Here is a 21679-nt window from a genome sequence, read left to right as displayed (position 1 = left end):
TAGGAAAGGAACGGCGATGGCCGAAATCGTCCTTGGCCTGGGCAGCTCCCACGGCCCCATGCTGTCCACCCCGCCCGAGCAGTGGGGCGTGCGCGTCGCCGCCGACCGGGCCAACCCCGAGCTCTGGTACCGGGGCGCGCCGCACACCTTCGACGAGCTCGCGGGCCTGCGCGCCGCCGAGCGGTACGCCGACCAGGCGACCCCCGCCGTCTGGCGGGACAAGCACGCGGCGTGCCGTGCCGCGCTCGACGAACTGGCCGACGTGTTCGCCGAGGCGCGGGTCGACGTCGCCGTCATCTTCGGCAACGACCAGGCTGAGATCTTCGGCGATGACCTGGTGCCCGCCCTGTCGGTCTACCGGGGCGCGCAGATCCCCAACCTCTTCCCCGACGAGGACGCGCTGAAGGCCCTGCCCGTCGGCATCGAGGTGTCGGTTCCCGGGCACGTCCCGCCGCAGGGCGCGGTCAACCCCGGCCACCCCGACCTCGCGACGCACATCGTTGAGCGCGCGGTCGCCGACGAGTTCGACGTGACCGTGCTGAACGAACTGCCCAAGCGCAGCAGCCACATCCCGCACGCGTTCGGGTTCATCTACCGCCAGATCATGAAGGACGCGGCGATCCCGTCGGTTCCCGTGCTGTTCAACACCTTCTACCCGCCCAACCAGCCGACCCTGCGCCGGTGCCACGAGTTCGGCAGGTCGGTCGTCCGTGCCGTCGAGTCATGGGAGAGCGACGCCCGCGTGGCCCTGATCGCCTCCGGGGGGCTCTCCCACTACGTCATCGACGAGGACCTCGACCGCACGTTCCTCGACGCGGTCACCGACCAGTCGTTCGCGCCGCTGGAGAAGCTCGGCGAGGAGTTCTTCACCTCAGGCACCTCCGAGCTGAAGAACTGGGTCCCCGTCGCCGGGGCGATGGCCGACCTCGGCTTCACCCCGACCGTCGTGGACTACGTGCCCTGCTACCGGTCCGAGGCGGGCACCGGCATCTCCATGGGCTTCGTGCACTGGCGTCCCTGACCTTCCCCACCCACCCCGCGACGCGCGGCCTCGCGCGTCCTTCGCGCCTCCCCAGCGGAAGCGCACACCACCAAGGAGAAAACCATGATCCTCGACGGCAAAGTCGTCATCGTCACCGGCGGGGCGCGCGGCCTCGGCCAGGCCATCGCGGTGGCCGTCGCCGAAGCCGGGGCCCGCGTCGCGGTCCTCGACGTCATCGACACCGCGGAGACCCTCGCGCTGCTGAAGGACCTCGGCCCCGGGCAGCACCTCGGGGTACACGGCGACGTCACCGACTTCGAAGGGCTGCGCGCGGCCGTCCAGCAGGTCGCCGACGCGTGCGGGGCGGTCCACGGGCTCATCAACAACGCGGGCCTCTACAAGGGCGTCCACGACATGCCCTTCGAGGAGATCACCGAGGAGCAGTGGGACAGGATGATGGCCATCAACGTCAAGGGGGTGTGGAACGTGACGCGCGCGGTGACCCCGCTCATGCGCGAGCAGGGCTACGGCAAGATCGTCAACGTCTCGTCCACGACGGTCCTCGTCGGCGCGGCGGGGATGTCGCACTACGTCGCGTCCAAGGGCGCGGTGTTCGCGCTCACCCGCTCGCTCTCGCGCGAGCTCGGCCCGGCCGGCGTCCGCGTCAACACCGTTATGCCGGGCCTCACCATGAGCCAGGCGTCCATGGACAACCTCGGCCCCGCCCTCGGCGCGGTCGAGCAGATGGTCAACGCCACCACCGCGCTCGGCCGCCCCCAGCAGCCCGCCGACCTCCCCGGCACCATGATCTACCTGCTGTCCGAACTGAGCGACGCCGTCACCGGCCAGGCCATCGTCGTGGACGGCGGCCAAAGCCACTGGTGACCACCCACTGAGGGCCCGCGCCCCGGCAGGGCGCGGGCCCACATCTTCACCCCGCGAGCCGGGCCCGCACCCCCGTGGGGGTGGGGGCCCGGCGCCGTCAGACCGGTAGGGCGAGGCGCGGCGCGATCGCGGGGAAGACCGCCGCGGCCCGTTGCGCGAAGCCTCCCTCCGGGAGGAGGGCGAGCTGTTCGTCGATCACCGCGATCCCGGCCGCCGGGTAGTCGGTGCCGAACAGGAGGTGCTCGGCCCCGACCATCGCGGCCGCCGCCCCCAGCGGGCCGGGGCCTCCCGCGATCGCGGTGTCCACGTACAGCCGCGCGAGCTGCGCGCGGATGCCGTCGCGGGTCAGTGTGGCGGGGTGCGGAACCCAGGGCAGCGTCCCGAGGGCGAGCAGCCGGTCGAACAGCGCGGGCAGCACGCCGCCCGCGTGCGCGAGCACCATCCGGAGCCCGGGGAACCGCTGGAACACCCCGGCGTAGAGGGCGTCGACCACCGTGCGCGCCGTGTCCATGGGGAACTCGATCAGCGGCCCCGGCCGGCCACAGGACGTCAGGTCGAAACCGGCGGGATTGGTGGGATGCACGAACACCCCGGCCCCACGCCGGTCGAGCTCACTCCAGATCGGGTCGAAGAAGGCATCGCCGAAGTAGCGCCCCTCGACGTTGGTCGGCAGCGCGAACCCGTCCGCGCCGAGCTCGTCGCCCGCCCGCCCGATCTCCCGCAATGCCTCGTCCGCCGACGCCAACGGCACGCTGGCGAGCATCCCGAACCGCCCGGGATGCTCCCGCACAAGCGATGCCATGTGGTCATTGAGACGACGTGCCTCATCGGCCGTGTCGATTTCGGTGAACGACAGCAGCTGCATGTCGATGCCGCGCGCGTCCATGAAATCGAGCGCGACACGCGGCGACCACTCGCCCATCACTTTGCGGGTGAGCGCGTCGGTGTGCCCGGGCAGCAGAAAATGCGCGTGCACATCGACGAGACCGCGCTTTGCCGGTTTCTGAACATCGGCCATGATCGCTCCATTTTTCTCTCACGCGGGCATGGCTGAGCCGCGCTCATTCGAGCGCGGTGAGATCCCGCAGCACCTTCTCGTCCCGGCTTCCGGGCGCGGCGGTGTAAACCACGAGGGCCTGCGACCGGTCGTCGGTGAAAAGAACCTCATAACGCAGGGTGAGAAGTCCGGCGGCCGGATGAACGAACCGCCGCACATCGTCCTCGGCGCGCAGCCCGATCTCGTGCGCGTCCCACAGCACGGCGAACTCCTCGCTCCGGTCGAGCAGGTCGCTGACGATCAGCCCCGCCCGCGACCGCGACCCCTCCCGCGTGTAGACCTCACGAAGCTCCGACACGAACGCCCGGCTCTGCTTGCGCCGATCCTCGGCCGGACACCGTTCGCGCACGTCGGGGAGCGCGAACCACCGGTGCACCGCGCTGCGGCTGAGCCCGGAATACGCCGTGGTGTCGCCCAGCAGCACGACCGCCGCCGGCGTCTGCGCCAACGTTTCCGCGACCGAGCTGAAAACCACACACGGTGTATCCCGAAGCCGTTCCAGAATGCGCCGCACCCCGTCGGAGACGACCTCCGCCCGCGAGGCCCGCTCCGGCGGCAGCCGCCCGGCCAACCGGAAAAGATGATCCCGCTCCTCAGCCCCCAACAACAGCGCACGCGCGAGCGCGCCGAGTACTTTTCCGGAAGGCACGGCCCCCCGCCCCTGTTCGATCCGCGCATAGTAGTCAGCCGAAACGTCCGCCAGCGCGGCGACCTCCTCGCGCCGCAATCCCCGCGCCCTTCTCCGGCCGCTTCCGGGCAATCCCACATCCCCGGGCCGCAGGACCCCCCGCCGACTCCGCAAGAACCCTCCGAGTTCCCCCCGATCCACAATCCCTCCCGAAGAACAGGCAAGTCGACCGCCCCATCGTGCGCCGAAATCTCCAGCCGATGAAGGACCGACATAGCCCCGGACAAAAAGTCCCTGTTCTCGCGCTCGGGGCCTGGTGAACCGTGCGGTGGGAGGCCGCCGTCCGGTGTTCCCGTCCCGGATGGCACTCGTCAGGCGGGTCCGTCTCGGCGTGACGGGCTCCCGCGCGACGACCGGAGGTCGACCGGACGGCGGCTGTCCTCAGGACTTCCCGCTGGGCCGGTGTCGAGGAAGTCCCGGCTCGTGGTGGAGTGCTCGTTCTCCCGTGACGTTAAAGGCGACTTATGCCGAGAGTCAAGCAAAAGAGAATCGTGTGATCAACCGAAGTCTCCTGATGATCATTGGAACTCGGTCTTGACGGCGTCCGAACTGCATGGGATCGTGACGGCGGTCTCAGCTGGACGGCGATGGCACGCCGATGAGACCGGCAGATCCGACGACGCGATCGGCGAACGCGCCCCGACCCCCACCACCCCCCGGCCGGGGCCGTCGCGGGTTCCACCGCGAGGTGTCCTGGCATGCGTCAGGAAGGGGCATCGTCCCGATGTCGTTCTTGGATCCCCTGCGGTTCCTCCCCACCCGCGCGGCGCTGCGGCGCAGAGCGATGGGCCTCGCACTCCTCCTGGTCGGAGCCTCGCTCGCGGCGGTCACCGCCTCGCCCGCCGAGGCCCATCCGATCAACGCGGCGGACTTCCAGCAGGTGACGCTCGCCAAGGGCGTCGCGGAGACCGGCGAGCCGATGTCGCTCGCGATCCTGCCCGACCGCTCGGTGCTGCACACCGCGCGGGACGGCACGCTGCGCCGCACCGACGCGAACGGCACGACCTCGGTCATCGCGACGATCCCGGTCTACAACCACGACGAGGAGGGACTCCAGGGCGTCGGCGTCGACCCGGGGTTCGCCAGCAACCGGCACATCTACCTGTACTACGCCCCGCCGCTGTCCACCCCCACGGGCGACGCTCCGGCCACCGGAACCAACTGGTCCGCCTGGCAGGGCGTCAACCGGCTGTCCCGGTTCACCCTGAACGCGAACTACACGGTCAACATGGCGAGCCAGGTGAACGTCCTCGACGTTCCCGCAGACCGGGGCATCTGCTGCCACGTCGGCGGCGACATCGACTTCGACGCGGCGGGCAACCTCTACCTGTCGACGGGCGACGACTCCAACCCGTTCTCCTCGGCGGGGTACTCGCCCCTTGACACACGGGCCGACCGGAACCCCGCCTACGACGCCCAGCGGACCTCGGGCAACACCAACGACCTGCGCGGCAAGATCCTCCGGATCAAGGTCAACGCCAACGGCACCTACTCGATCCCTTCGGGGAACCTCTTCGCGCAGGGCACGGCGAACACACGTCCCGAGATCTACGCGATGGGCTTCCGCAACCCGTTCCGGATGAGCGTCGACAAGGCGACCGGCGTCGTCTACGTCGGCGACTACGGGCCCGACGCGGGCTCCACCTCGGCGACGCGCGGCCCGGCGGGACAGGTCGAGTTCAACCGCGTCACCGGCCCGGGGAACTACGGCTGGCCGTACTGCACGGGCACCAACACCACGGCCGAGACCTACAACGCGTGGAACTTCGCCACGGACACCGGCGGAGCCAAGTACAACTGCGCGGGCGGCGCCACCAACAGCTCCCCCCGCAACACCGGGCTGAGCACGCTGCCCCCCGCCAAGCCCTCGTGGATCCGCTACGGCGGCGACGCCGGCAACCCGCCGGAGTTCGGCGGCGGCTCGGAGTCGCCGATGGCGGGACCGGTCTACCGGTACAGCGCGGCGAACCCGTCGCCCACCAAGTTCCCGCAGAGCTTCGAGGGCCACTTCTTCGCCACCGAGTTCGGCCGCGGCTGGATCAAGCCGATCCACGTGGCGGCCGACGGCGGCCCCGGCGAGATCTCGAACTTCCCCTGGACCGGCAAGCAGGTCATGGACTCCGCGTTCGGTCCCGACGGCTCGCTGTACGTCCTTGACTACGGCACCGGCTACTTCAACGGCGACGCCAACTCCGCGCTCTACCGCTTCGACTACGTCGCGGGCGGCAACCGCGCCCCCGTCGCCGCAGCCGCGGCGACCCCGCTCACCGGCCAGGCACCGCTGAACGTGACGTTCAGCTCGGCGGGCTCCGCCGACCCCGACGGCCAGGCCATCACCTACGCGTGGAACTTCGGCGACGGCGCGACCTCTACGGCGGCCAACCCGTCACACACGTACACCGCCAACGGCACATACAACGTGACGCTCACGGTCCGGGACCCCGACAACGCGACGGGAACGGCGAGCCTCCAGATCGGGGTGGGCAACACCGCGCCGACGGTCACCATCAACACGCCGTCGGACGGGCAGCTCTTCTCCTTCGGCGACACGGTGCCCTTCCAGATCACCGCGTCCGACCCCGAGGACGGTTCGGTCAACTGCGCCCGCGCCAAGATGACCTACGTGCTTGGCCATGACAGCCACGGCCACCAGATCACCTCGCAGAACGGCTGTTCCGGCTCCCTCACCATCCCGGTCGACGGCGAGCACGACGAGGCGGCGAACATCTTCGCGGTCTTCGACGCCGAGTACGCCGACAGCCAGGGCCTGATCACCCGCAAGCAGACGATCCTCCAGCCGCGCCACCGCCAGGCCGAGCACTTCAAGAACTCCGCGGGGATCGCGACGTTCGACAAGGCACAGGCCGAGGGCGGCAAGACCGTCGGCGACATCCACAACGGCGACTGGATCTCCTTCGACCCGTACAAGATCAACAACGTGACGTCCTTCAGCGCCAGGGTCTCCTCGGGCGGTGTGGGCGGCACCCTGCAGATCCGCGCGGGCTCCCCGACCGGCACGGTGCTGGGCTCGGCGACGGTCCCGGTGACCGGCGGCTGGGAGACCTTCACCAACGTGTCCGGCGCCATCACCAACCCGCCGGCCGGCACGACGACGCTCTACCTCACCTTCTCCGGCGGCTCGGGCGCACTCTTCGACGTCGACGCCTTCACGTTCACCACGAGCGGCGCCGGGACCGTCACTGGCCTGGCGGGCAAGTGCCTCGACGTCCGCGCGGCGGCCACCGCCGACGGAACACAGATCCAGATCTACACCTGCAACGGCACGGCCGCACAGTCCTGGACGCGATCCGGGGACACCGTGCGCGCGTACGGCAAGTGCCTCGACGTCAACGCCGCGGCGACGGCCGACGGCACCAAGGTGCAGCTGTGGACCTGCAACGGCACGGCAGCCCAACGCTGGACACAGCAGGCGAACGGCTCGCTGGTGAACCCCAACTCCGGCAAGTGCCTCGACGTCTCGGGCAACAACTCCGCCGACAGCACCCCGGTCCACCTGTGGACCTGCAACGGCGGCGCGAACCAGAAGTGGACCTTCAACTAGCCTGACCCGCGGGGGCGTCCCGGCGACGCCCCCGCTCCCCAAAGGGAGAGTTCGTCCATGCACCGACACCTCAGGACGGCGCTCGGCGTCGTCACGGCCGCCGTCACAGCCCTCGCCCTCGCCACCGCCCCCGCCCCGGCGAACGCGGCGGACGCCCCCTACGACGTGCTCGTCTTCTCCAAGACCGCGGGCTTCCGGCACGACTCCATCGCCGCCGGCACCCAGGCGATCCGCGACCTCGGCGCGGCGAACAGCTTCACCGTCACCGCCACCGAGGACGCCGCGAACTTCACCACCGGCAACCTCGCCCAGTACGAGGCCGTGGTCTTCCTCAACACCACGGGTGACGCGCTGAACGGCGCGCAGCAGACCGCCTTCGAGTCCTACATCCGGGGCGGCGGCGGGTACGTCGGCGTCCACGCGGCCGCCGACACCGAGTACGACTGGCCGTTCTACGGCGGTCTCGTCGGCGCGTACTTCGCCTCGCACCCCGCCATCCAGCAGGCCGACATCAAGGTGGAGAACCGGGCGACCGCGGCGACCGCCACGCTTCCGCGCGTCTGGACCCGCACCGACGAGTGGTACAACTACCAGACCAACGCCCGCTCCACCGCCCGGGTGCTGGCGACGCTCGACGAGTCTTCCTACTCCGGCGGCTCGATGGGCGGCGACCACCCGCACGTCTGGTGCAAGACCTACGAGGGCGGCAGGTCGTTCTACACCGGCGGCGGCCACTCGAGCTCGTCCTACGCCGAACCCCACTTCCGCTCGGTGCTGCTCGGCGGCATCCGCTACGCGGCGGGCCGGAGCAAGGCCGACTGCCGGCCCGAGGTCGGCTACACGCCCCTGTACGACGGCTCGACCACCGGCTGGTCGCAGGCGGGCCCCGGCTCCTTCACCAACACCGACGCGACCCTGAAGTCGACCGGCGGGATGGGCCTGTTCTGGTACAGCGCCAAGCAGTACACCTCGTACTCGCTGCGGCTCGACTGGAAGATGGACGGCGACGACAACTCGGGCGTCTTCCTCGGCTTCCCCGCCTCCAGCGACCCGAACTCGGCCGTCAACAACGGCTACGAGGTCCAGATCGACGCCACCGACACCGCGGACCGCACGACCGGCGCGGTCTACAGCTTCAAGGGCGCGGACACCGCGGCCCGCGACGCCGCCCTGAACCCGCCGGGGGAGTGGAACGCCTACGAACTCCTCGTGGAGGGTGAGCGCCTTCAGGTCTTCCTCAACGGCGTCAAGATCAACGACTTCACCAACACCGACCCGGCGCGTGACCTCGCCGGATACATCGGCCTCCAGAACCACGGGTCAGGCGACGACGTCTCGTTCCGCAACGTGCGGATCAAGGAGCTCGGCGGGCCGTCCGGCACCATCCAGGCCGAGGACTTCTCCGCGCAGAGCGGCGTCGAGCCGTTCACCAAGGCGGGGGCCAACGGCGGCCGCACCCTCGGCTACATCGACCCCGGCGACTGGGCCGCCTACAACAACGTCGCCGTCGGCGGCGCGACCTCGTTCCGGGCGAGGGTCGTCTCCGGCGGTCCCGGCGGCACGATCCAGGTCCGCACAGGCTCGCCGACGGGCCCGGTCCTCGGTTCGGCTGCGGTGCCCAACACCGGGAGCTGGACGACCTTCGCCGACGTCACCGCCCCGCTGACCGGCGTCCCGGCGGGCAACGCCAACATCTACCTGACCTTCACCGGATCGGGGTCCGGCCTGTTCGACGTCGACGACTTCACCTTCGTCCAGGCGCCGTCGACCAACCGGGTGACGGGCCTGGCGGGCAAGTGCCTCGACGTCCGCGCGGCGGCCACCGCCGACGGAACACAGATCCAGATCTACACCTGCAACGGCACCGCCGCGCAGTCCTGGACCCGGGTGGGCCAGACGGTGCGCGCCCTCGGCAAGTGCCTCGACGTCAACGGCGCGGGAACGGCCGACGGCACGAAGGTGCAGCTGTGGACCTGCAACGGCTCCGGCGCACAGCAGTGGACGCACCAGGCGAACGGCTCGCTGGTGAACCCCAACTCCGGCAAGTGCCTCGACGTCTCGGGCAACAACTCCGCCGACAGCACCCCGGTCCACCTGTGGACCTGCAACGGCGGCGCGAACCAGAAGTGGACGTTCTCCTGATTTCCGCCTAGGCCGGCGGGTGCGTCCGGTGGAGACCTCTACAGGTCTTCTTCATCCGAAGGGATGACCAGCTCGCACCTGCCGGCCAACACCGAGCGGGCTTCCTCGGGAAGCCCGCCGTCGGTGATGAACCAGCCGATCTGGTCGAGGTCGGCGAAGGTGCTCAGGCCGGTGATGCCCCACTTGGTGTGGTCGGCCACCACGGCCACCCGCCGGGCCCGGGAGACGAAGACGCGGTTGGTCTGCGCCTCGGCGAGGTTCGGGCTGGTCAGCCCTTCGCTCTCGGTGATCCCGTGGGTCCCGAGGATCAGCAGGTCAACGTGGAGCGAGTCGATGGTGCGGTCGGCGATGGGGCCGACGAGGGCCTCGGACCGGGTGGCGGTGCCCCCGGTCAGGAGCACGACCGGGGGATGCGCGCCCTTGTCGCTCGCCGCGCGGACCAGGCGTTCGATGGGCAGCGAGTTGGTGACGATGGTGAGGTCGGGGACGCCGAGCAACTGCTCGGCGACGGCGTACGTCGTGGTCCCGCCGCCGATGGCGACCACCGTGCCCGGCTTGACCAGGGCCGCCGCCGCGCCGGCTATCGCCCCCTTGGCGGTGGATTCGAGACCCGACTTCACCGCGAAGCCAGGCTCCTCGGTCATCCCCACGGCGACCGCGCCGCCGTGGACCTTCTCCAGGGTCCCCGACCGCGAGAGGAGGTCGAGGTCGCGGCGGATGGTCATCTCCGACACGCCGTAGGTGAGGGCGAGATCCGTGACGCGCACAGCCCCGTCGCGCCGCACCGTCTCCAGAATCTGCATACGACGTTGCTCGACGAGCAGCCCTTGTTCTGTCACGGTCTCCACACCTGATGTTGTGCACATGTGTTCGCTGGCGTTGAATATAGCGCAGCGTTCATCCAGGTGTTCGAGTGGTCACCTTCTGTGCTGCGGGCGCCCATGCCGTGGTGTGACCCGGGGGAACCGGGGAAAAGCCCGGTGGGCCTCAGCGCGCGGCGTCCTGACGCGACGTCGGGACCGTGACGAGCTCGCCGACCGCTCCGGCGAGCAGGTCCTGGGCCTCGTCGGGCAGGGCTTCGTCGGTGATGAAGCAGTCGATCTCCTCGAGGGCGGCGAAGCCGCAGAGCCCGATGACGCCCCATTTGGTGTGGTCGGCGACGACGGTGCGGCGGCGGGCGGCGGCCACCAGCGCGCGGTTGGTCTGGGCCTCGGCCATGTTGGGCGTGGTGAGGCCGGCCGTCGCCGAGACGCCGTGCGCGCCGAGGATGAGCAGGTCGACGTGGAGGGAGCGGATGGCGAGATCGGCCAGCGGCCCGACGAGCGCGGCCGAAGGCGTGACCGTGCCGCCGGCCAGCAGGAGCTCGGGGACCGATGGCCTGTCCTCCTGCGCCGCCGTCCGCAGCAGCTCGGCGACCGGCAGGGAGTTGGTGACCACCGTCAGCTCCGGCACGTCGAGCAGCCTGGCGGCCACCGCGTAGGCCGTGCTTCCCGCCGAGATCGCCACGACGCTGCCGGGTGCGACGAGGGCCGCGGCCGCGGCCGCGATCGCCGCCTTCGCTTCAGGTTCCCGCGCGGACTTGACCGCGTACAGGGGTTCTTCGGCGCTCGCGCCGCCGACCGGGACGGCTTCGCCGTGCACCTTCAAACCGTGGTCAGCCATGTACCGTCCCTTTTCCCCACGGCAGGGGAGTGCCGCGCCCGAATGATGCGAGATCCAACAATTTCCAACGTTCGATTTAGTTGAATAAAGCATTCCTCGGGTGCGCGCTGCCGTGAGAGTTTCCGCAGTATCCGCACTGCAGGTGCAGATTTTTATTCGCACCCACAGTGCGATATCTTCGGGGACGCCGTCAAGCCGGTCTCAGGTTCCCGTGGTCGCAAGGCGTCGCAGGAAGGCGGCTCGGATGTCCGGAGGACCTTCGTTGGAGCGGACGGCACGGGGCGCGGACTTCCTCGACTGGGTCGGCCCGGCGCTCGACGGCCGGGTCCGCGCGGAACTCGTCGAGCTTCTCGGGCGCTCGGAGCCGGCTGACGGGCGTGCCGCACGTTCCCATCGTTCTCGGCTGGCGGTGGTCGAGGCCCTGCGCGAGCTGCACGCGGCCGGCGAACTCCGTCCGTCGGCCGACAGGGTCGCCGAGCGCGCCGGTGTCTCGCGGCGCACGGTATGGCAGCAGTTCACCGACATGGAGACGCTCCTTGTCGAAGCGGGCCGCCGGGACATCGAGGTGCTGTTGCAGCTTGTGGAGCCCGCCGCGGAAGGACTTCCGCTGGACGAGCGCGTCGTGTGGTTCGTGCGGCAGCGGGCGAAGGTCTTCGAGCGGATGACTCCCGGCTGGCGTGCCGCACGGCTCTACCAGCCCTTCTCGGCCGAACTGCGCCGCACCCGGCAGCGCACCGCCGCCCTGGCCAGGGCCGAACTCGAGACCGTGTTCGGCCCGGAACTCGGGCGGCTCGCCCCTTCGGCGCGCGCGGACCTCGTCGCTTCCCTGCAGGCACTCACGCTCTGGCCTTTCTGGGACTCACTCCAGGTCGACCTCGGTCTGTCGGGGTCCCAGGCCACGGCGCTCCTCATCAAGATGGTCAACGTCCAGCTCACCGCGGCTCTCGCCTGAGCCCCGCCGCCGACGCGTCAAGCGGGGGAGCGCCGCCGGGTCCCCACTCCCGGCGGCGCCCGCCTCGCTCGCCCGGCACCGAGGCGCACGGACGTTGATCGAGATCAAGCCGCGACGGGGGTCCAGCGGCTCTCTGTCGCGGCGCTGCGCTCGACGGCGTCGATGACGCGTTGGACATGGAGTCCGTCGGTGAAGGACGGGGCGGGATCGCGGTTCTCGGAGATCGCGGCTAGGAAGTCGCGGATCTGGTGGGTGAAGGTGTGCTCGTAGCCGAGGCCGTGTCCCGGCGGCCACCAGGCACCGGCGTAGGGATGGTCGGCTTCGGTGACGAGGACGCGGCGGAAGCCGGACTCGGCCCCGGGGAGCGTGTGGTCGTGGAACTCCAGCTCGTTCATCGCCTCGAAGTCGAACGCGAGGCTTCCCAGGGACCCGTTGATCTCGAGCCGGAGGGAGTTCTTGCGGCCGGTGGCGAAGCGGGTCGCCTCGAAGGAGGCGATCGCGCCGCCGTCGAGCCTGGCCAGGAAGAGCGCCGCGTCGTCGACGGTGACCTCGCCGTGGCCCGAGCCGTCGGGCAGCGGGCGCACCGGGATGAACGTGGTGCTGAGGCCGCTCACCCCGGTGATCGACTGGCCGCTGACGAACTGCGCGGTGTCGATGATGTGAGCGCCGATGTCGCCGAGCGCGCCGGAGCCCGCCTTGTCCTTCCGCAGCCGCCAGACCAGCGGGTGCTCGGGGTCCACGATCCAGTCCTGGAGGTACTGGGCGCGGATGTGGCGGATCTCGCCGAGGCGTCCGGCGGCGACGAGGCTGCGTGCGTAGGCGACGGCGGGCACACGGCGGTAGTTGAACGCCGCCATGTTGCGGATGCCGAGCGGGGCCGCGTCGCGCGCCGCCTCGGCCATGGCCTCGGCTTCGGCGACGGAGTTCGCGAGGGGTTTCTCGCAAAGGACGTGCTTGCCGGCCTCGAGCGCCGCGATGGCTATCTCGGCGTGGGTGTCACCCGGCGTGCAGATGTCGATGATGTGGATGTCGTCGCGCTTGAGGAGTTCTCTCCAATCGCTTTCCGAGGTCGCCCAGCCCAGGCTGTCTGCGGCGGCGGCAGCGCGCTCTCGCGACAGCCCGGACAGGGCGGCCATGACAGGCCGCACTGGCAGGTCGAAGAACGCGCTCACATTCCGCCACGCCTGCGAGTGCACGCGGCCCATGAAGGCGTGCCCGACCATGCCCACCCCGAGCGTGGGCCCGTTTTCCATCACGTTGTTCTCTCCTTCAAAGCTTTCAGGACTCGAAGCCGAGCGGCAGGTACTTGTCGACGTTGTCCTTGGTGATCGTTTCGGAGGCGAGGGTCAGCGACTGCGGCGCCTGGAGCTCGACGAGGTCCGCGAGCCCCTTGTCCTGCGCGATCAGGCGCGCGATCTTGATGGCGGAGGACGCCATGCTCGGGCTGTAGGTGACGGTGGCCTCAAGGACGGAGTCACCCGCCTTGATGGAGCGCATGGCGTTGGCCGAGCCCGCGCCGCCGACCATGAAGAACTCGCTGCGGCCCGCCTCCTTGATGGCGGCCAGGACGCCGATGCCCTGGTCGTCGTCGTGGTTCCACAGGGCGTCGATCTTCTTGTGCGCCTGCAGGAGGCTCGAGGCGACCTTGGTGCCCGACTCGACGGTGAACGCGGCGTCCTGCTTGGCCGTCACCGAGAAGCCGTAGGTCTTGAGCGCGTCCGCGAACCCCGCGCTGCGGTCCTGGGTCAGCGGCAGTGTCGCGATGCCCTGGATCTCCAGGATGACGGGGTTCGACACGCCCTTGTCCTTGAGCTTCGCGCCGATGTAGTGCCCGGCCGCGACGCCCATGCCGTAGTTGTCGCCGCCGATCCAGGTGCGGTACGACAGCTTGTCGGGGAAGACGCGGTCGAGGTTGACGACCGGGATGCCGGCGTCCATCGCCTTGCGGGCGATCTGGTTCAGCTGACCGCCGTCGTTGGGCAGGATGACCAGCGCGTTGACCTTGGCCGAGATCAGCGACTCGACGGCCGAGATCTGCTGGTTGATGTCGTTGGTCGGCTCGACCGGCTTGAACTCGACGTCGGAGTACTGGGCCGCGGTCGCCTCGGCGTTCTTGGCGATGGCGGCGATCCAGCCGTGGTCGGCGGCGGGCGCGGAGAAGCCGATGACGACCTTGGCGCCCGGCTTGTCGTTGTCGCCGCCGCCGACGGGCGCGACGGGAGCGGTCTCCGGCTCGTTGGAGCTGTTGCTGGTGCACGCGGCGAGGACACCCGCGGCGCCGACGGCGAGGCCGCCTACGAGGAAGCCGCGACGGCCGGAAGAGGGGGCGGCGGACATGGGGGATCTCCTTGGGGATGTGGTTATTTACCGGTGCGCTGCTGGAGCAGCACGGCCAAGACGATGATCAGCCCCTTGGCGATGAGCTGGTCGCTGGTGTCGAGGCCGTTGAGAATGAAGAGGTTCGTGATGACCGTGAAGATCATCAGCCCGAGGATCGAGCCGATGATGGTGCCGCGGCCGCCGCTCAGCAGGGTGCCGCCGATGATGACCGCGGCGATGGCGTCGAGTTCGTAGAGGTTGCCGTGGGTGGAGGAGCCGGTCGTCGTCCTCGCCATGATGAGGATCGCGGCGATCCCGCAGCACAGCCCTGACAGCGCGTAGAGCAGGACGGTGTGCTTGCGGACGTCGATTCCGGCGAGGCGCGCGGCCTCGGGGTTGCCGCCGACCGCGAACGTGCGGCGGCCGAACGTCGTGCGGTTGAGCAGGATCCACCCGGCGACCACGACCGCCGCGAACAGGTAGACGAGGATCGGGAGCCCGAGGAAGCGCTCCACCGACAGGTCGACGATCAGCGAGTTCTCGGGGGTGACCAGCTGGGTCTTGCGGTCCGACAGGCGCTGCGCGAGGCCGCTGGCGGCGACCAGCATCGCGAGCGTCGCGATGAAGGGCACCATGCGCCCGTAGGAGACGAGGACGCCGGACACCGCGCCGGCCGCCGCGCCCACGGTCATGGCGCACAGGCACATCACCACGGGTCCGTACTCCTGGGTGGCGACCGTCGTCGCCCAGACCGAGGCGAGCGCCATGACCGAGCCGACCGACAGGTCGATGCCCCCGCCGATGATGACGAAGGTCATGCCGACGGTGATGATGCCGATGGTCGAGGCGAGCGCGAGGATGCTGATGACGTTGGACGTCGTCGCGAACGTGCCGGGCTGGGTGATGACGCCGACGGCCGCGAGGAGCGCCAGGGCCGCCACAAGCCCGAGATGGCGTCCTCCGGAGGTCCTGGTGACCCTTTCGAGCGGGGACACCTTCGGCGAGGGGCGCTTTTCCACGGTGAGCGTGCCGGTCACAGCGCACTCCCTTCCATGATCATGTCGATGACTCGGGGTTCGTCGAGTTCGCGGGCCGGCGCTTCGTGGATGACGCTGCCTTCGCGCAGGACGAGGACGCGGTCGGCGAGCCCGAGGACCTCGGGGACCTCGCTGGAGACCAGCAGGACCGCCACGCCGCTGTCGGCGAGGCGGCGGATGACGGTGTAGAGCTCGGCGCGGGCGCCGATGTCGACGCCGCGGGTGGGCTCGTCGAGGAGCAGGAGCTTCACGTTGCCCAGGAGCCAGCGGGCGATGACCGCCTTCTGCTGGTTGCCGCCGGAGAGGTTGCGGATCGGACGCTCCGGGTCAGCGGGGCGCAGTTCCAGGTCGTCGATCTGCTGTCTGGCGTCCTTGGCCTCTTTCGAGCGGTCGAGCCAGCCGAACCGGCTGTAGCGCTTGAGCGAGCCGAGCGTGATGTTGGCGGTGATCGACTGGTCGAGGAGCAGCGCCTGGGCCTTGCGCTCCTCGGGGGCGAACCCCATGCCGACCCGGACGGCGCTCGACGGCCCCCCGCGGACCGCCTTGCCGTCGAGTTCGACGGTGCCCGTGCAGGCGCGGGCCCGGTAGACGGCCTCGAGGATCTCCGAGCGCCCAGAACCGACGAGCCCGGCGAGCCCCACGATCTCCCCCGCGCGGACCTCGAACGACACGTCCTTGAAGTGGCCGCCTGAACTCAGGCCGGTGACCCGCAGGAGGACCGGCCGGTCGTCGTGCGCGCCGGGCGCGGGCCGCGCGGGGAAGACGTCGTCGACCTCGCGGCCGGTCATCAGCGCGACGAGTTCTGAGGTCGGCGTCTTCTGGGCGTCGAGGTTCATCGCGACGGTTCTGCCGTCCTTGAGGACGGTGATCCGGTGGCCGATGCGCCGGATCTCCTCGAGCCGGTGCGAAATGTAGACGACCGCGACGCCCTTGCCGGTGAGCTCGCCGATGATGCGGAACAGGTTCTCCACCTCGTCGTGGGCGAGCGCGGCGGACGGCTCGTCCATCACGATGAGGCGGGCTTCGTGGGACAGGGCCCGCGCCATCGAGACGACCTGGCGGCCCGCGGGGGGAAGCTCGCGGACCTCGGTGCCCGGGTGGATCTCGCCGTGCCCGAGGCTCGCCAGCAGCCGGGTGGCCTCGCGCTGCGCGGCCCCGGTCCTGGTGAAGCCGAAGGCCGCCTTCTCGTGCCCGAGGAAGATGTTGTCGGCGACGCTCAGCCCGTCGACCAGGTCGAGTTCCTGGTACATCGTCGCGATGCCCGCGTGAATCGCGTCGGTGGGGTTCGCGGGCCGGATCTCCCGGTCGCCGAGCCGGATCGTCCCTTCGTTGGGCTGGTGCACGCCCGCGAGCGTCTTGATGAGGGTGGACTTGCCCGCACCGTTCTGCCCGAGCAGACAGTGCACCTCACCCGGCCGCACCTCCAGGTCCACGCCGTCCAGGGCGCGGACGCCGGGGAACTGCTTGACGATGCCCTTCATGACGAGCAGAGGGTTCATTGAGTCCTGCATGGGTCGGAACCCTAGGGGTGGCTTATGATTTTTGTCAACGTAAATCGGCATGGACTTCGTCGTAACACGGGGGGAGGCCCGGGAACCTGCTGTTTCGTGGGCGTCCGACGCCGTCTCGCTGTCGCACCGCATGATCGACATTGAGCTGACGACGACGGAATCAGCCACTCCTGGTACCAGAGCCGTCATAGTTACATATGTCAATCGGCGAACTTTTGCTTGACTCCCGACGGAAGTCGAATTTACGATCCCGGAAGTCGTGATGGCCACCCGATCGCCAGGAGTGCGACCGCATGCCTCGACCGATCACCCAGTTCGCCGGGCCAGGGCGCGGCCCTCCGCCGCACGTGGGCGCGCCGGCCCCCGCCCCGACCCGCCCCGATCAGCACAGCGCGCAAGGCGCCGCCCACCGCCACAGCGGCCCCACCCCAGCGGATCTGGAAGACACGGGAGCCCCGCACCCGGCGACGGAGGTCGTCTCCGGTGCCCTTCCACTCCGCGCACGCCCGCACAGAGCGACAGCAGGAAGGCACCCATCATGAAAGACGACGACCGCCGAGTCGGTGTCTGGTTCGTCGGCGCGCGCGGGTCGGTCGCGACGACCGCCGTGGTCGGCGCGCTGGCGATCAGGGCAGGGCTCGCCGAGCCGGTCGGCCTGGTGACCGAAACCCCGGATTTCAGCGACCTCGATCTGCCGTCCCTCGACCAGCTGGTCTTCGGGGGGCACGACATCGCGCAGACGCCGCTGGCCAAGCGGGCCGAGGAACTCGCGGACGCCGGCGTCATGCCGCGTGACGTCGTCACGGCGATCCGCGACGAGCTCGTCGGCGTCGAAGGGCGCCTGCGCGTCGGCGCGGCTCCCGGCGACCGGCGGCCCCAGGGGGAGGCGGCCGCCGAGCTCGCCTCCGACATCGCGCACTTCACCGAGGAGAACCGCCTCGACCGGGTCGTCGTGGTCAACGTGTCCTCCACCGAGCCGCCGGTCGCGGCCCGCCCGGCGCACGACTCGCTGCCGGCGCTCGAACTGGCGCTCAAGACCGAGGCGGACGTGCTGCCGACCAGCTCGCTGTACGCCTACGCGGCGCTGCGCGCGGGGGCGTCGTTCGTCGACTTCACCCCGTCGACCGGGATGCGGCTGCCCGCCCTCGCCGAACTCGCGGACGCCAATGCGCTCCCCTACGCGGGCCGTGACGGCAAGACCGGCCAGACCCTCCTGCGGACGGCCCTCGCCCCGATGTTCACCTCGCGGGCGCTGCGCGTGCTGTCCTGGTCGGGGGCCAACCTCCTGGGCGGAGGCGACGGGGCCACCCTCGCCGACCCCGAGGCCGCCGCCAGCAAGACAGCCTCCAAGCAGCGTGGCCTTTCCGCGATGCTCGGCCAGGAGGTCGCCGGCGCGACCCACATCGACTATGTGGCCGACATGGGGGAGTGGAAGACGGCATGGGACCACGTACGGTTCGAAGGGTTCCTCGGCACCCGGATGACCATGCAGGTCACCTGGCAGGGCTGCGACTCCACGCTCGCCGCGCCGCTGGTACTCGACCTCGTGCGGCTCACCGCGTGCGCCCATGAGGCGGGGGCGCGGGGCGACCTGGCGTCGCTCGGCTTCTTCTTCAAGGACCCGCTCGGCGGCGAGCACCGCCTCGCCGAGCAGTACGCGCGGCTGAAGGACTGGGCGGGCGGGCTGTGACCGGCGTCCGCGACCTCGCCGAGCTGGTCCGCGCCCCCGCCGCGCTGACGGTGCCCGGCGACGTCCTCGCCGGGGCCGCCGCGGCGGGCTTTCCCACCGGCGCGCGGTGGCTGGGCAGCGCCGTCGGCTCGGTCTGCCTGTACTGGGCGGGGATGGCGCTCAACGACTACGCCGACCGCGACCTCGACCGCGACGAGCGCCCCGAGCGGCCGATCCCGTCAGGGCGGGTCGGCCCCGGCACCGCGCTCGCGGTGGCGACGGCGCTCACGGCGGCAGGGGTCGGCGCGGCGGCGCTGTCCGGCGGACGCCGGGCACTGCGCACCGCGCTCCCGCTCGCCGGAACTGTGTGGCTGTACGACCTGGCGTTGAAGAACACCCCGGCGGGACCCGTCGGCATGGCGGCCGCCCGGAGCCTGAACGTGCTCATGGGATCGGGCCCGCGCGTCGAAGGACTCGTGCCCGCGCTGGCCGTCGGCGCGCACACGCTCGGGCTGACCGCGCTGTCACTCGGCGAGGTGCACGGCATCCGGCGCGAGGTGCCGCTCGCGGCGCTGGCGGGCACCGGGACCATCGCGGCGGCGGTCGCCGCGGCGGTCCGCCGCCCGTCCCCGGTCCCGGTCTGGCTGAGCACCGCGGGGTTCTGCGCCGCCTACGCCGCCACGGTCGGCGGCCCGCAGTCCGCCGCCGTCCAGCAGCCCACCGGCGGACGGGTGCGGGCCGCCGTCGGCGCGGGAATCCTCGGGTTCGTTCCGCTCCAGGCCGCGCTCACCGCGCGGACCGGCGCGGTCAGGTCAGCGCTCGCGCTCGCCGCCGCCCTGCCCGCCGCCCGCCTGCTGGTGCGCAAGGTGGCGGCGACATGAGATTCGGATACGGCACCAACGGATTCGCCAACCACCGCCTCGACGACGCGCTCCACCTGATCGCCGGACTCGGGTACACCGGGGTCGCGCTGACCCTCGACCACGCCCACCTCGACCCCTTCGCCCCCGGGCTCTCCCGGCGCGTCGCCGACCTGTCCTCCCTGCTGTCCAGGCTCGGGCTCGCCGTGGTCGTGGAGACCGGAGCCCGCTACCTGCTGGACCCGGTGCGCAAGCACGAACCGACCCTGGTTTCCGGCACCGGATCGGAGGTGCGGGTCGCGTTCCTCAAGACCGCCGTCGAGATGGCCGCCGACCTGGGAGCCGAGGCCGTCTCCTTCTGGAGCGGAATCCGTCCGCCCGGCACCTCGGCCAAGACCGCATGGGAACGGCTCGCCGCGAACTGCGAACCCGTGCTGGAGACCGCGGCCCGGCGCGGGGTCAGGCTCGGCTTCGAACCCGAGCCCGGCATGCTCGTGGAGGACCTCGACGGCTACGACAGGCTGCTCGCGATGCTGGGCCGCCCCTTCCACCTGGGGCTGACCCTCGACATCGGCCACTGCCGCTGCAACGAACCGCTGCCGGTGCCCGACTGCGTGCGGCGCGCGGGCGACCGGCTCGTCAACGTCCAGATAGACGACATGCGCCGCGGCGAACACGTCCACCGCGAGTTCGGCGACGGCGAGATCGACTTCCCGCCCGTCCTCGCCGCGCTCGCCGAGATCGGCTACCCCGGCCTGATCTCGGTCGAACTGCCCAGGCACAGCCACGACGCCCCCGGCGTCGCCCGGCGGTCATGGGACTTCCTGACCGCCGCAGGCAAGGAGGCAAGATGAACACCACCCCCACCGCGGTCACCTCCGAGACACTTCACGCGAGCCTCGCCGGCGTCCTGTCCGACGAGGCCCTCACCTGGATCGAGGACGCGCGCGCGACCCTCGGACGGGCCCCCGAGCGCGTCACCTTCTACTCCGCGATCACCGCGCTGCGCTGCGGACGCGCCCCGCTCGGCGCGGCACTCCCCGGCTGGACCGCTGACGACGCCGTCCGCGTCCTCCTGCTCTGCGCCCTGCGCCCGGGCCTGGCCGACGGCCCGCTCGCCGACCGCGTCGAGGAGGTCTACCGGCAGGGCGACAGCGCCGAGCGGCGCGCGGTCCTGCGCGCGCTTCCGCTGCTCAAGCTCGCGCGGCACTGCCAGTCCCTGCTCCGCGACGCCCTGCGCACCAACGACCCGCGCCTCATCGGCGCGGCGCTGGGACCCTGCGCCACCGCCCTCGACCAGCGGGCCTGGCGGGACGGCGTCCTCAAGTGCGTGTTCGTCGGCGTGCCGCTCACGGAGGTCGCCGGCCTCCGCGAGCGGATGGACGCCGACCTGCTCCGCATGTTCGGCGACTACGCCGCCGAACGCCGCGCCGCGGGCCGTCCGGTGCCCGACGACCTCGCCGCCTTCCTCGACCTCAAGGAGGACTAGTGCCGATCTTCGACCCGCACATCCACATGACCTCCCGGACGACCCGCGACTACGAGGAGATGTTCCACGCGGGCGTCCGCGCCGTGGTCGAGCCCGCGTTCTGGCTCGGCCAGCCCCGCACCAGCCCCGGGTCCTTCATCGACTACTTCGACGGGCTCATCGGCTGGGAGCCGTTCCGCGCCTCCCAGTTCGGGATCACCCACCACTGCACCATCGCGCTGAACCCGAAGGAGGCGAACGACCCGCGCCTCGCCGAAGTGATCGACCTGCTGCCGCGCTACCTGGTGAAGGACCAGGTCGTGGCCGTCGGCGAGATCGGGTACGACGCGATGACGCCCGAGGAGGACCTCGCGTTCTCCCGCCAGCTCGCGCTCGCGATCGAGTACGGCCTGCCCGCCCTGGTCCACACCCCGCACCGGGACAAGGCCGCGGGCACCCGCCGCACCCTCGACGTGGTGAAGGAGTCGGGGATCGCGCCGGAACGGGTGACCGTCGACCACCTCAACGAGCTGACCGTCCGGATGGTCCTGGAGTCCGGCTGCTGGGCGGGCTTCTCGGTCTACCCCGACACCAAGATGGACGAGGACCGCATGGTCGCCATCCTCAAGGAGTACGGCACCGAGCGGGTCCTGGTGAACTCGGCGGCGGACTGGGGCCGCAGCGACCCGCTGAAGACGCGCAAGGTCGGCGACGCGATGCTCGCCGCGGGCTTCACCGAGGACGACGTTCAGACCGTGCTCTGGCACAACCCGCGGGCCTTCTACGCGCAGAGCGGGCGGCTCGACCTGCCGGGCGGGCATGACGCCGACGCCGTCGAGTACGCCGGGAACTCGGTGCTGCGCGGCGTCGCGAAGGAGGCATGAG

The 21679-nt window shown here is 70.7% G+C and carries 18 protein-coding genes; 10 read left to right on the top strand and 8 right to left on the bottom strand.

Annotated elements, in window-relative coordinates; translation table 11 throughout:
* Window positions 1–16 precede the first annotated feature (16 nt).
* Both R9X44_RS12615 and R9X44_RS12610 read left to right on the top strand, forming a co-directional pair.
* On the top strand, window positions 17–1021 hold the full coding sequence (locus R9X44_RS12615; protein WP_319814281.1) for a hypothetical protein: 1005 nt from the start codon (window positions 17–19) through the stop codon (window positions 1019–1021).
* Window positions 1022–1105: 84 nt separating this feature from the next.
* Window positions 1106–1867: an SDR family NAD(P)-dependent oxidoreductase gene (locus tag R9X44_RS12610; protein ID WP_319814280.1), complete on the top strand. Its 762-nt coding sequence runs from the start codon at window positions 1106–1108 to the stop codon at window positions 1865–1867.
* Window positions 1868–1964: 97 nt separating this feature from the next.
* Here the strand turns inward: R9X44_RS12610 and R9X44_RS12605 are convergent, their stop codons facing one another.
* Entirely contained in the window at window positions 1965–2885 is a 921-nt protein-coding gene (locus tag R9X44_RS12605; protein ID WP_319814279.1) for an amidohydrolase family protein, read from the bottom strand.
* A gap of 43 nt (window positions 2886–2928) precedes the next feature.
* Window positions 2929–3690, bottom strand: a complete 762-nt coding sequence (locus tag R9X44_RS12600; RefSeq protein WP_413774941.1) for a helix-turn-helix domain-containing protein — start codon at window positions 3688–3690, stop codon at window positions 2929–2931.
* 646 nt (window positions 3691–4336) lie between these two features.
* On the opposite strand from R9X44_RS12600, the gene R9X44_RS12595 reads away from it, so the two are divergent.
* Window positions 4337–7174, top strand: coding sequence for a carbohydrate-binding protein (locus R9X44_RS12595; protein WP_319814277.1), 2838 nt, complete (start codon window positions 4337–4339; stop codon window positions 7172–7174).
* 57 nt (window positions 7175–7231) lie between these two features.
* Window positions 7232–9316 carry a ThuA domain-containing protein gene (locus tag R9X44_RS12590; RefSeq protein ID WP_319814276.1) on the top strand — a complete coding sequence of 695 codons (2085 nt, stop codon included), beginning with the start codon at window positions 7232–7234 and terminating at the stop codon, window positions 9314–9316.
* A gap of 38 nt (window positions 9317–9354) precedes the next feature.
* Here R9X44_RS12590 and R9X44_RS12585 read toward each other — a convergent pair whose 3' ends face one another.
* Together R9X44_RS12585 and R9X44_RS12580 are read right to left on the bottom strand one after the other, a co-directional pair.
* A complete protein-coding gene (locus R9X44_RS12585; RefSeq protein ID WP_319814275.1) occupies window positions 9355–10164 on the bottom strand; it encodes a DeoR/GlpR family DNA-binding transcription regulator in 810 nt (269 codons plus the stop codon).
* Window positions 10165–10303: 139 nt separating this feature from the next.
* On the bottom strand, window positions 10304–10978 hold the full coding sequence (locus tag R9X44_RS12580) for a DeoR family transcriptional regulator (RefSeq protein ID WP_319814274.1): 675 nt from the start codon (window positions 10976–10978) through the stop codon (window positions 10304–10306).
* Window positions 10979–11222: 244 nt separating this feature from the next.
* Between R9X44_RS12580 and R9X44_RS12575 the strand changes: the two genes are divergently transcribed.
* On the top strand, window positions 11223–11930 hold the full coding sequence (locus tag R9X44_RS12575) for a TetR/AcrR family transcriptional regulator (protein WP_319814273.1): 708 nt from the start codon (window positions 11223–11225) through the stop codon (window positions 11928–11930).
* A 104-nt stretch (window positions 11931–12034) separates the two neighbouring features.
* Here R9X44_RS12575 and R9X44_RS12570 read toward each other — a convergent pair whose 3' ends face one another.
* The 4 genes from R9X44_RS12570 to R9X44_RS12555 are packed head-to-tail and all read right to left on the bottom strand — an operon-like array spanning window position 12035 to window position 16797.
* Complete coding sequence (locus R9X44_RS12570) at window positions 12035–13183, bottom strand: Gfo/Idh/MocA family oxidoreductase (protein WP_319814272.1); 1149 nt, start codon at window positions 13181–13183, stop codon at window positions 12035–12037.
* Between the two features lie 25 nt (window positions 13184–13208).
* On the bottom strand, window positions 13209–14267 hold the full coding sequence (locus tag R9X44_RS12565) for an ABC transporter substrate-binding protein (protein ID WP_319814271.1): 1059 nt from the start codon (window positions 14265–14267) through the stop codon (window positions 13209–13211).
* Between the two features lie 23 nt (window positions 14268–14290).
* The gene (locus R9X44_RS12560; RefSeq protein WP_319814270.1) at window positions 14291–15286 is read right to left on the bottom strand and encodes an ABC transporter permease; all 996 of its coding nucleotides are present in this window, start codon (window positions 15284–15286) and stop codon (window positions 14291–14293) included.
* Window positions 15283–16797 (bottom strand): sugar ABC transporter ATP-binding protein, encoded by a 1515-nt coding sequence (locus tag R9X44_RS12555; protein ID WP_319814269.1) that lies wholly within the window; start codon window positions 16795–16797, stop codon window positions 15283–15285. Before R9X44_RS12555 ends, R9X44_RS12560 begins: the two co-directional genes overlap by 4 nt.
* A gap of 538 nt (window positions 16798–17335) precedes the next feature.
* On the opposite strand from R9X44_RS12555, the gene R9X44_RS12550 reads away from it, so the two are divergent.
* Genes R9X44_RS12550 through R9X44_RS12530 form a run of 5 tightly spaced genes read left to right on the top strand, consistent with a single transcriptional unit; the run spans window position 17336 to window position 21678 of the window.
* The gene (locus R9X44_RS12550) at window positions 17336–18487 is read left to right on the top strand and encodes an inositol-3-phosphate synthase (RefSeq protein ID WP_319814268.1); all 1152 of its coding nucleotides are present in this window, start codon (window positions 17336–17338) and stop codon (window positions 18485–18487) included.
* Entirely contained in the window at window positions 18484–19347 is an 864-nt protein-coding gene (locus tag R9X44_RS12545) for an SCO3242 family prenyltransferase (RefSeq protein ID WP_319814267.1), read from the top strand. The genes R9X44_RS12550 and R9X44_RS12545 overlap by 4 nt, the downstream gene beginning before the upstream one ends.
* Window positions 19344–20180 carry a sugar phosphate isomerase/epimerase family protein gene (locus tag R9X44_RS12540; protein ID WP_319814266.1) on the top strand — a complete coding sequence of 279 codons (837 nt, stop codon included), beginning with the start codon at window positions 19344–19346 and terminating at the stop codon, window positions 20178–20180. Before R9X44_RS12545 ends, R9X44_RS12540 begins: the two co-directional genes overlap by 4 nt.
* Window positions 20177–20815, top strand: coding sequence for an EboA domain-containing protein (locus R9X44_RS12535; RefSeq protein WP_319814265.1), 639 nt, complete (start codon window positions 20177–20179; stop codon window positions 20813–20815). Before R9X44_RS12540 ends, R9X44_RS12535 begins: the two co-directional genes overlap by 4 nt.
* Window positions 20815–21678: a TatD family hydrolase gene (locus R9X44_RS12530; protein ID WP_319814264.1), complete on the top strand. Its 864-nt coding sequence runs from the start codon at window positions 20815–20817 to the stop codon at window positions 21676–21678. The genes R9X44_RS12535 and R9X44_RS12530 overlap by 1 nt, the downstream gene beginning before the upstream one ends.
* Window position 21679 lies beyond the last annotated feature (1 nt).

Origin of the sequence: Actinocorallia sp. A-T 12471 (assembly GCF_033875155.1) — a bacterium.
Classification (GTDB): Bacteria; Actinomycetota; Actinomycetes; order Streptosporangiales; family Streptosporangiaceae; genus Actinocorallia.
Note: the sequence above shows the minus strand (reverse complement) of the source record. Positions and strands in the feature narration are given on the sequence as shown.

Coding starts and splice junctions, on each gene's coding strand:
- R9X44_RS12615 (WP_319814281.1), top strand. CDS start 17: ATGGCCGAAATCGTCCTTGGCCTGGGCAGCTCCCACGGCCCCATGCTG.
- R9X44_RS12610 (WP_319814280.1), top strand. CDS start 1,106: ATGATCCTCGACGGCAAAGTCGTCATCGTCACCGGCGGGGCGCGCGGC.
- R9X44_RS12605 (WP_319814279.1), bottom strand. CDS start 2,885: ATGGCCGATGTTCAGAAACCGGCAAAGCGCGGTCTCGTCGATGTGCAC.
- R9X44_RS12595 (WP_319814277.1), top strand. CDS start 4,337: ATGTCGTTCTTGGATCCCCTGCGGTTCCTCCCCACCCGCGCGGCGCTG.
- R9X44_RS12590 (WP_319814276.1), top strand. CDS start 7,232: ATGCACCGACACCTCAGGACGGCGCTCGGCGTCGTCACGGCCGCCGTC.
- R9X44_RS12580 (WP_319814274.1), bottom strand. CDS start 10,978: ATGGCTGACCACGGTTTGAAGGTGCACGGCGAAGCCGTCCCGGTCGGC.
- R9X44_RS12575 (WP_319814273.1), top strand. CDS start 11,223: ATGTCCGGAGGACCTTCGTTGGAGCGGACGGCACGGGGCGCGGACTTC.
- R9X44_RS12570 (WP_319814272.1), bottom strand. CDS start 13,183: ATGGAAAACGGGCCCACGCTCGGGGTGGGCATGGTCGGGCACGCCTTC.
- R9X44_RS12565 (WP_319814271.1), bottom strand. CDS start 14,267: ATGTCCGCCGCCCCCTCTTCCGGCCGTCGCGGCTTCCTCGTAGGCGGC.
- R9X44_RS12555 (WP_319814269.1), bottom strand. CDS start 16,797: ATGCAGGACTCAATGAACCCTCTGCTCGTCATGAAGGGCATCGTCAAG.
- R9X44_RS12550 (WP_319814268.1), top strand. CDS start 17,336: ATGAAAGACGACGACCGCCGAGTCGGTGTCTGGTTCGTCGGCGCGCGC.
- R9X44_RS12540 (WP_319814266.1), top strand. CDS start 19,344: ATGAGATTCGGATACGGCACCAACGGATTCGCCAACCACCGCCTCGAC.
- R9X44_RS12535 (WP_319814265.1), top strand. CDS start 20,177: ATGAACACCACCCCCACCGCGGTCACCTCCGAGACACTTCACGCGAGC.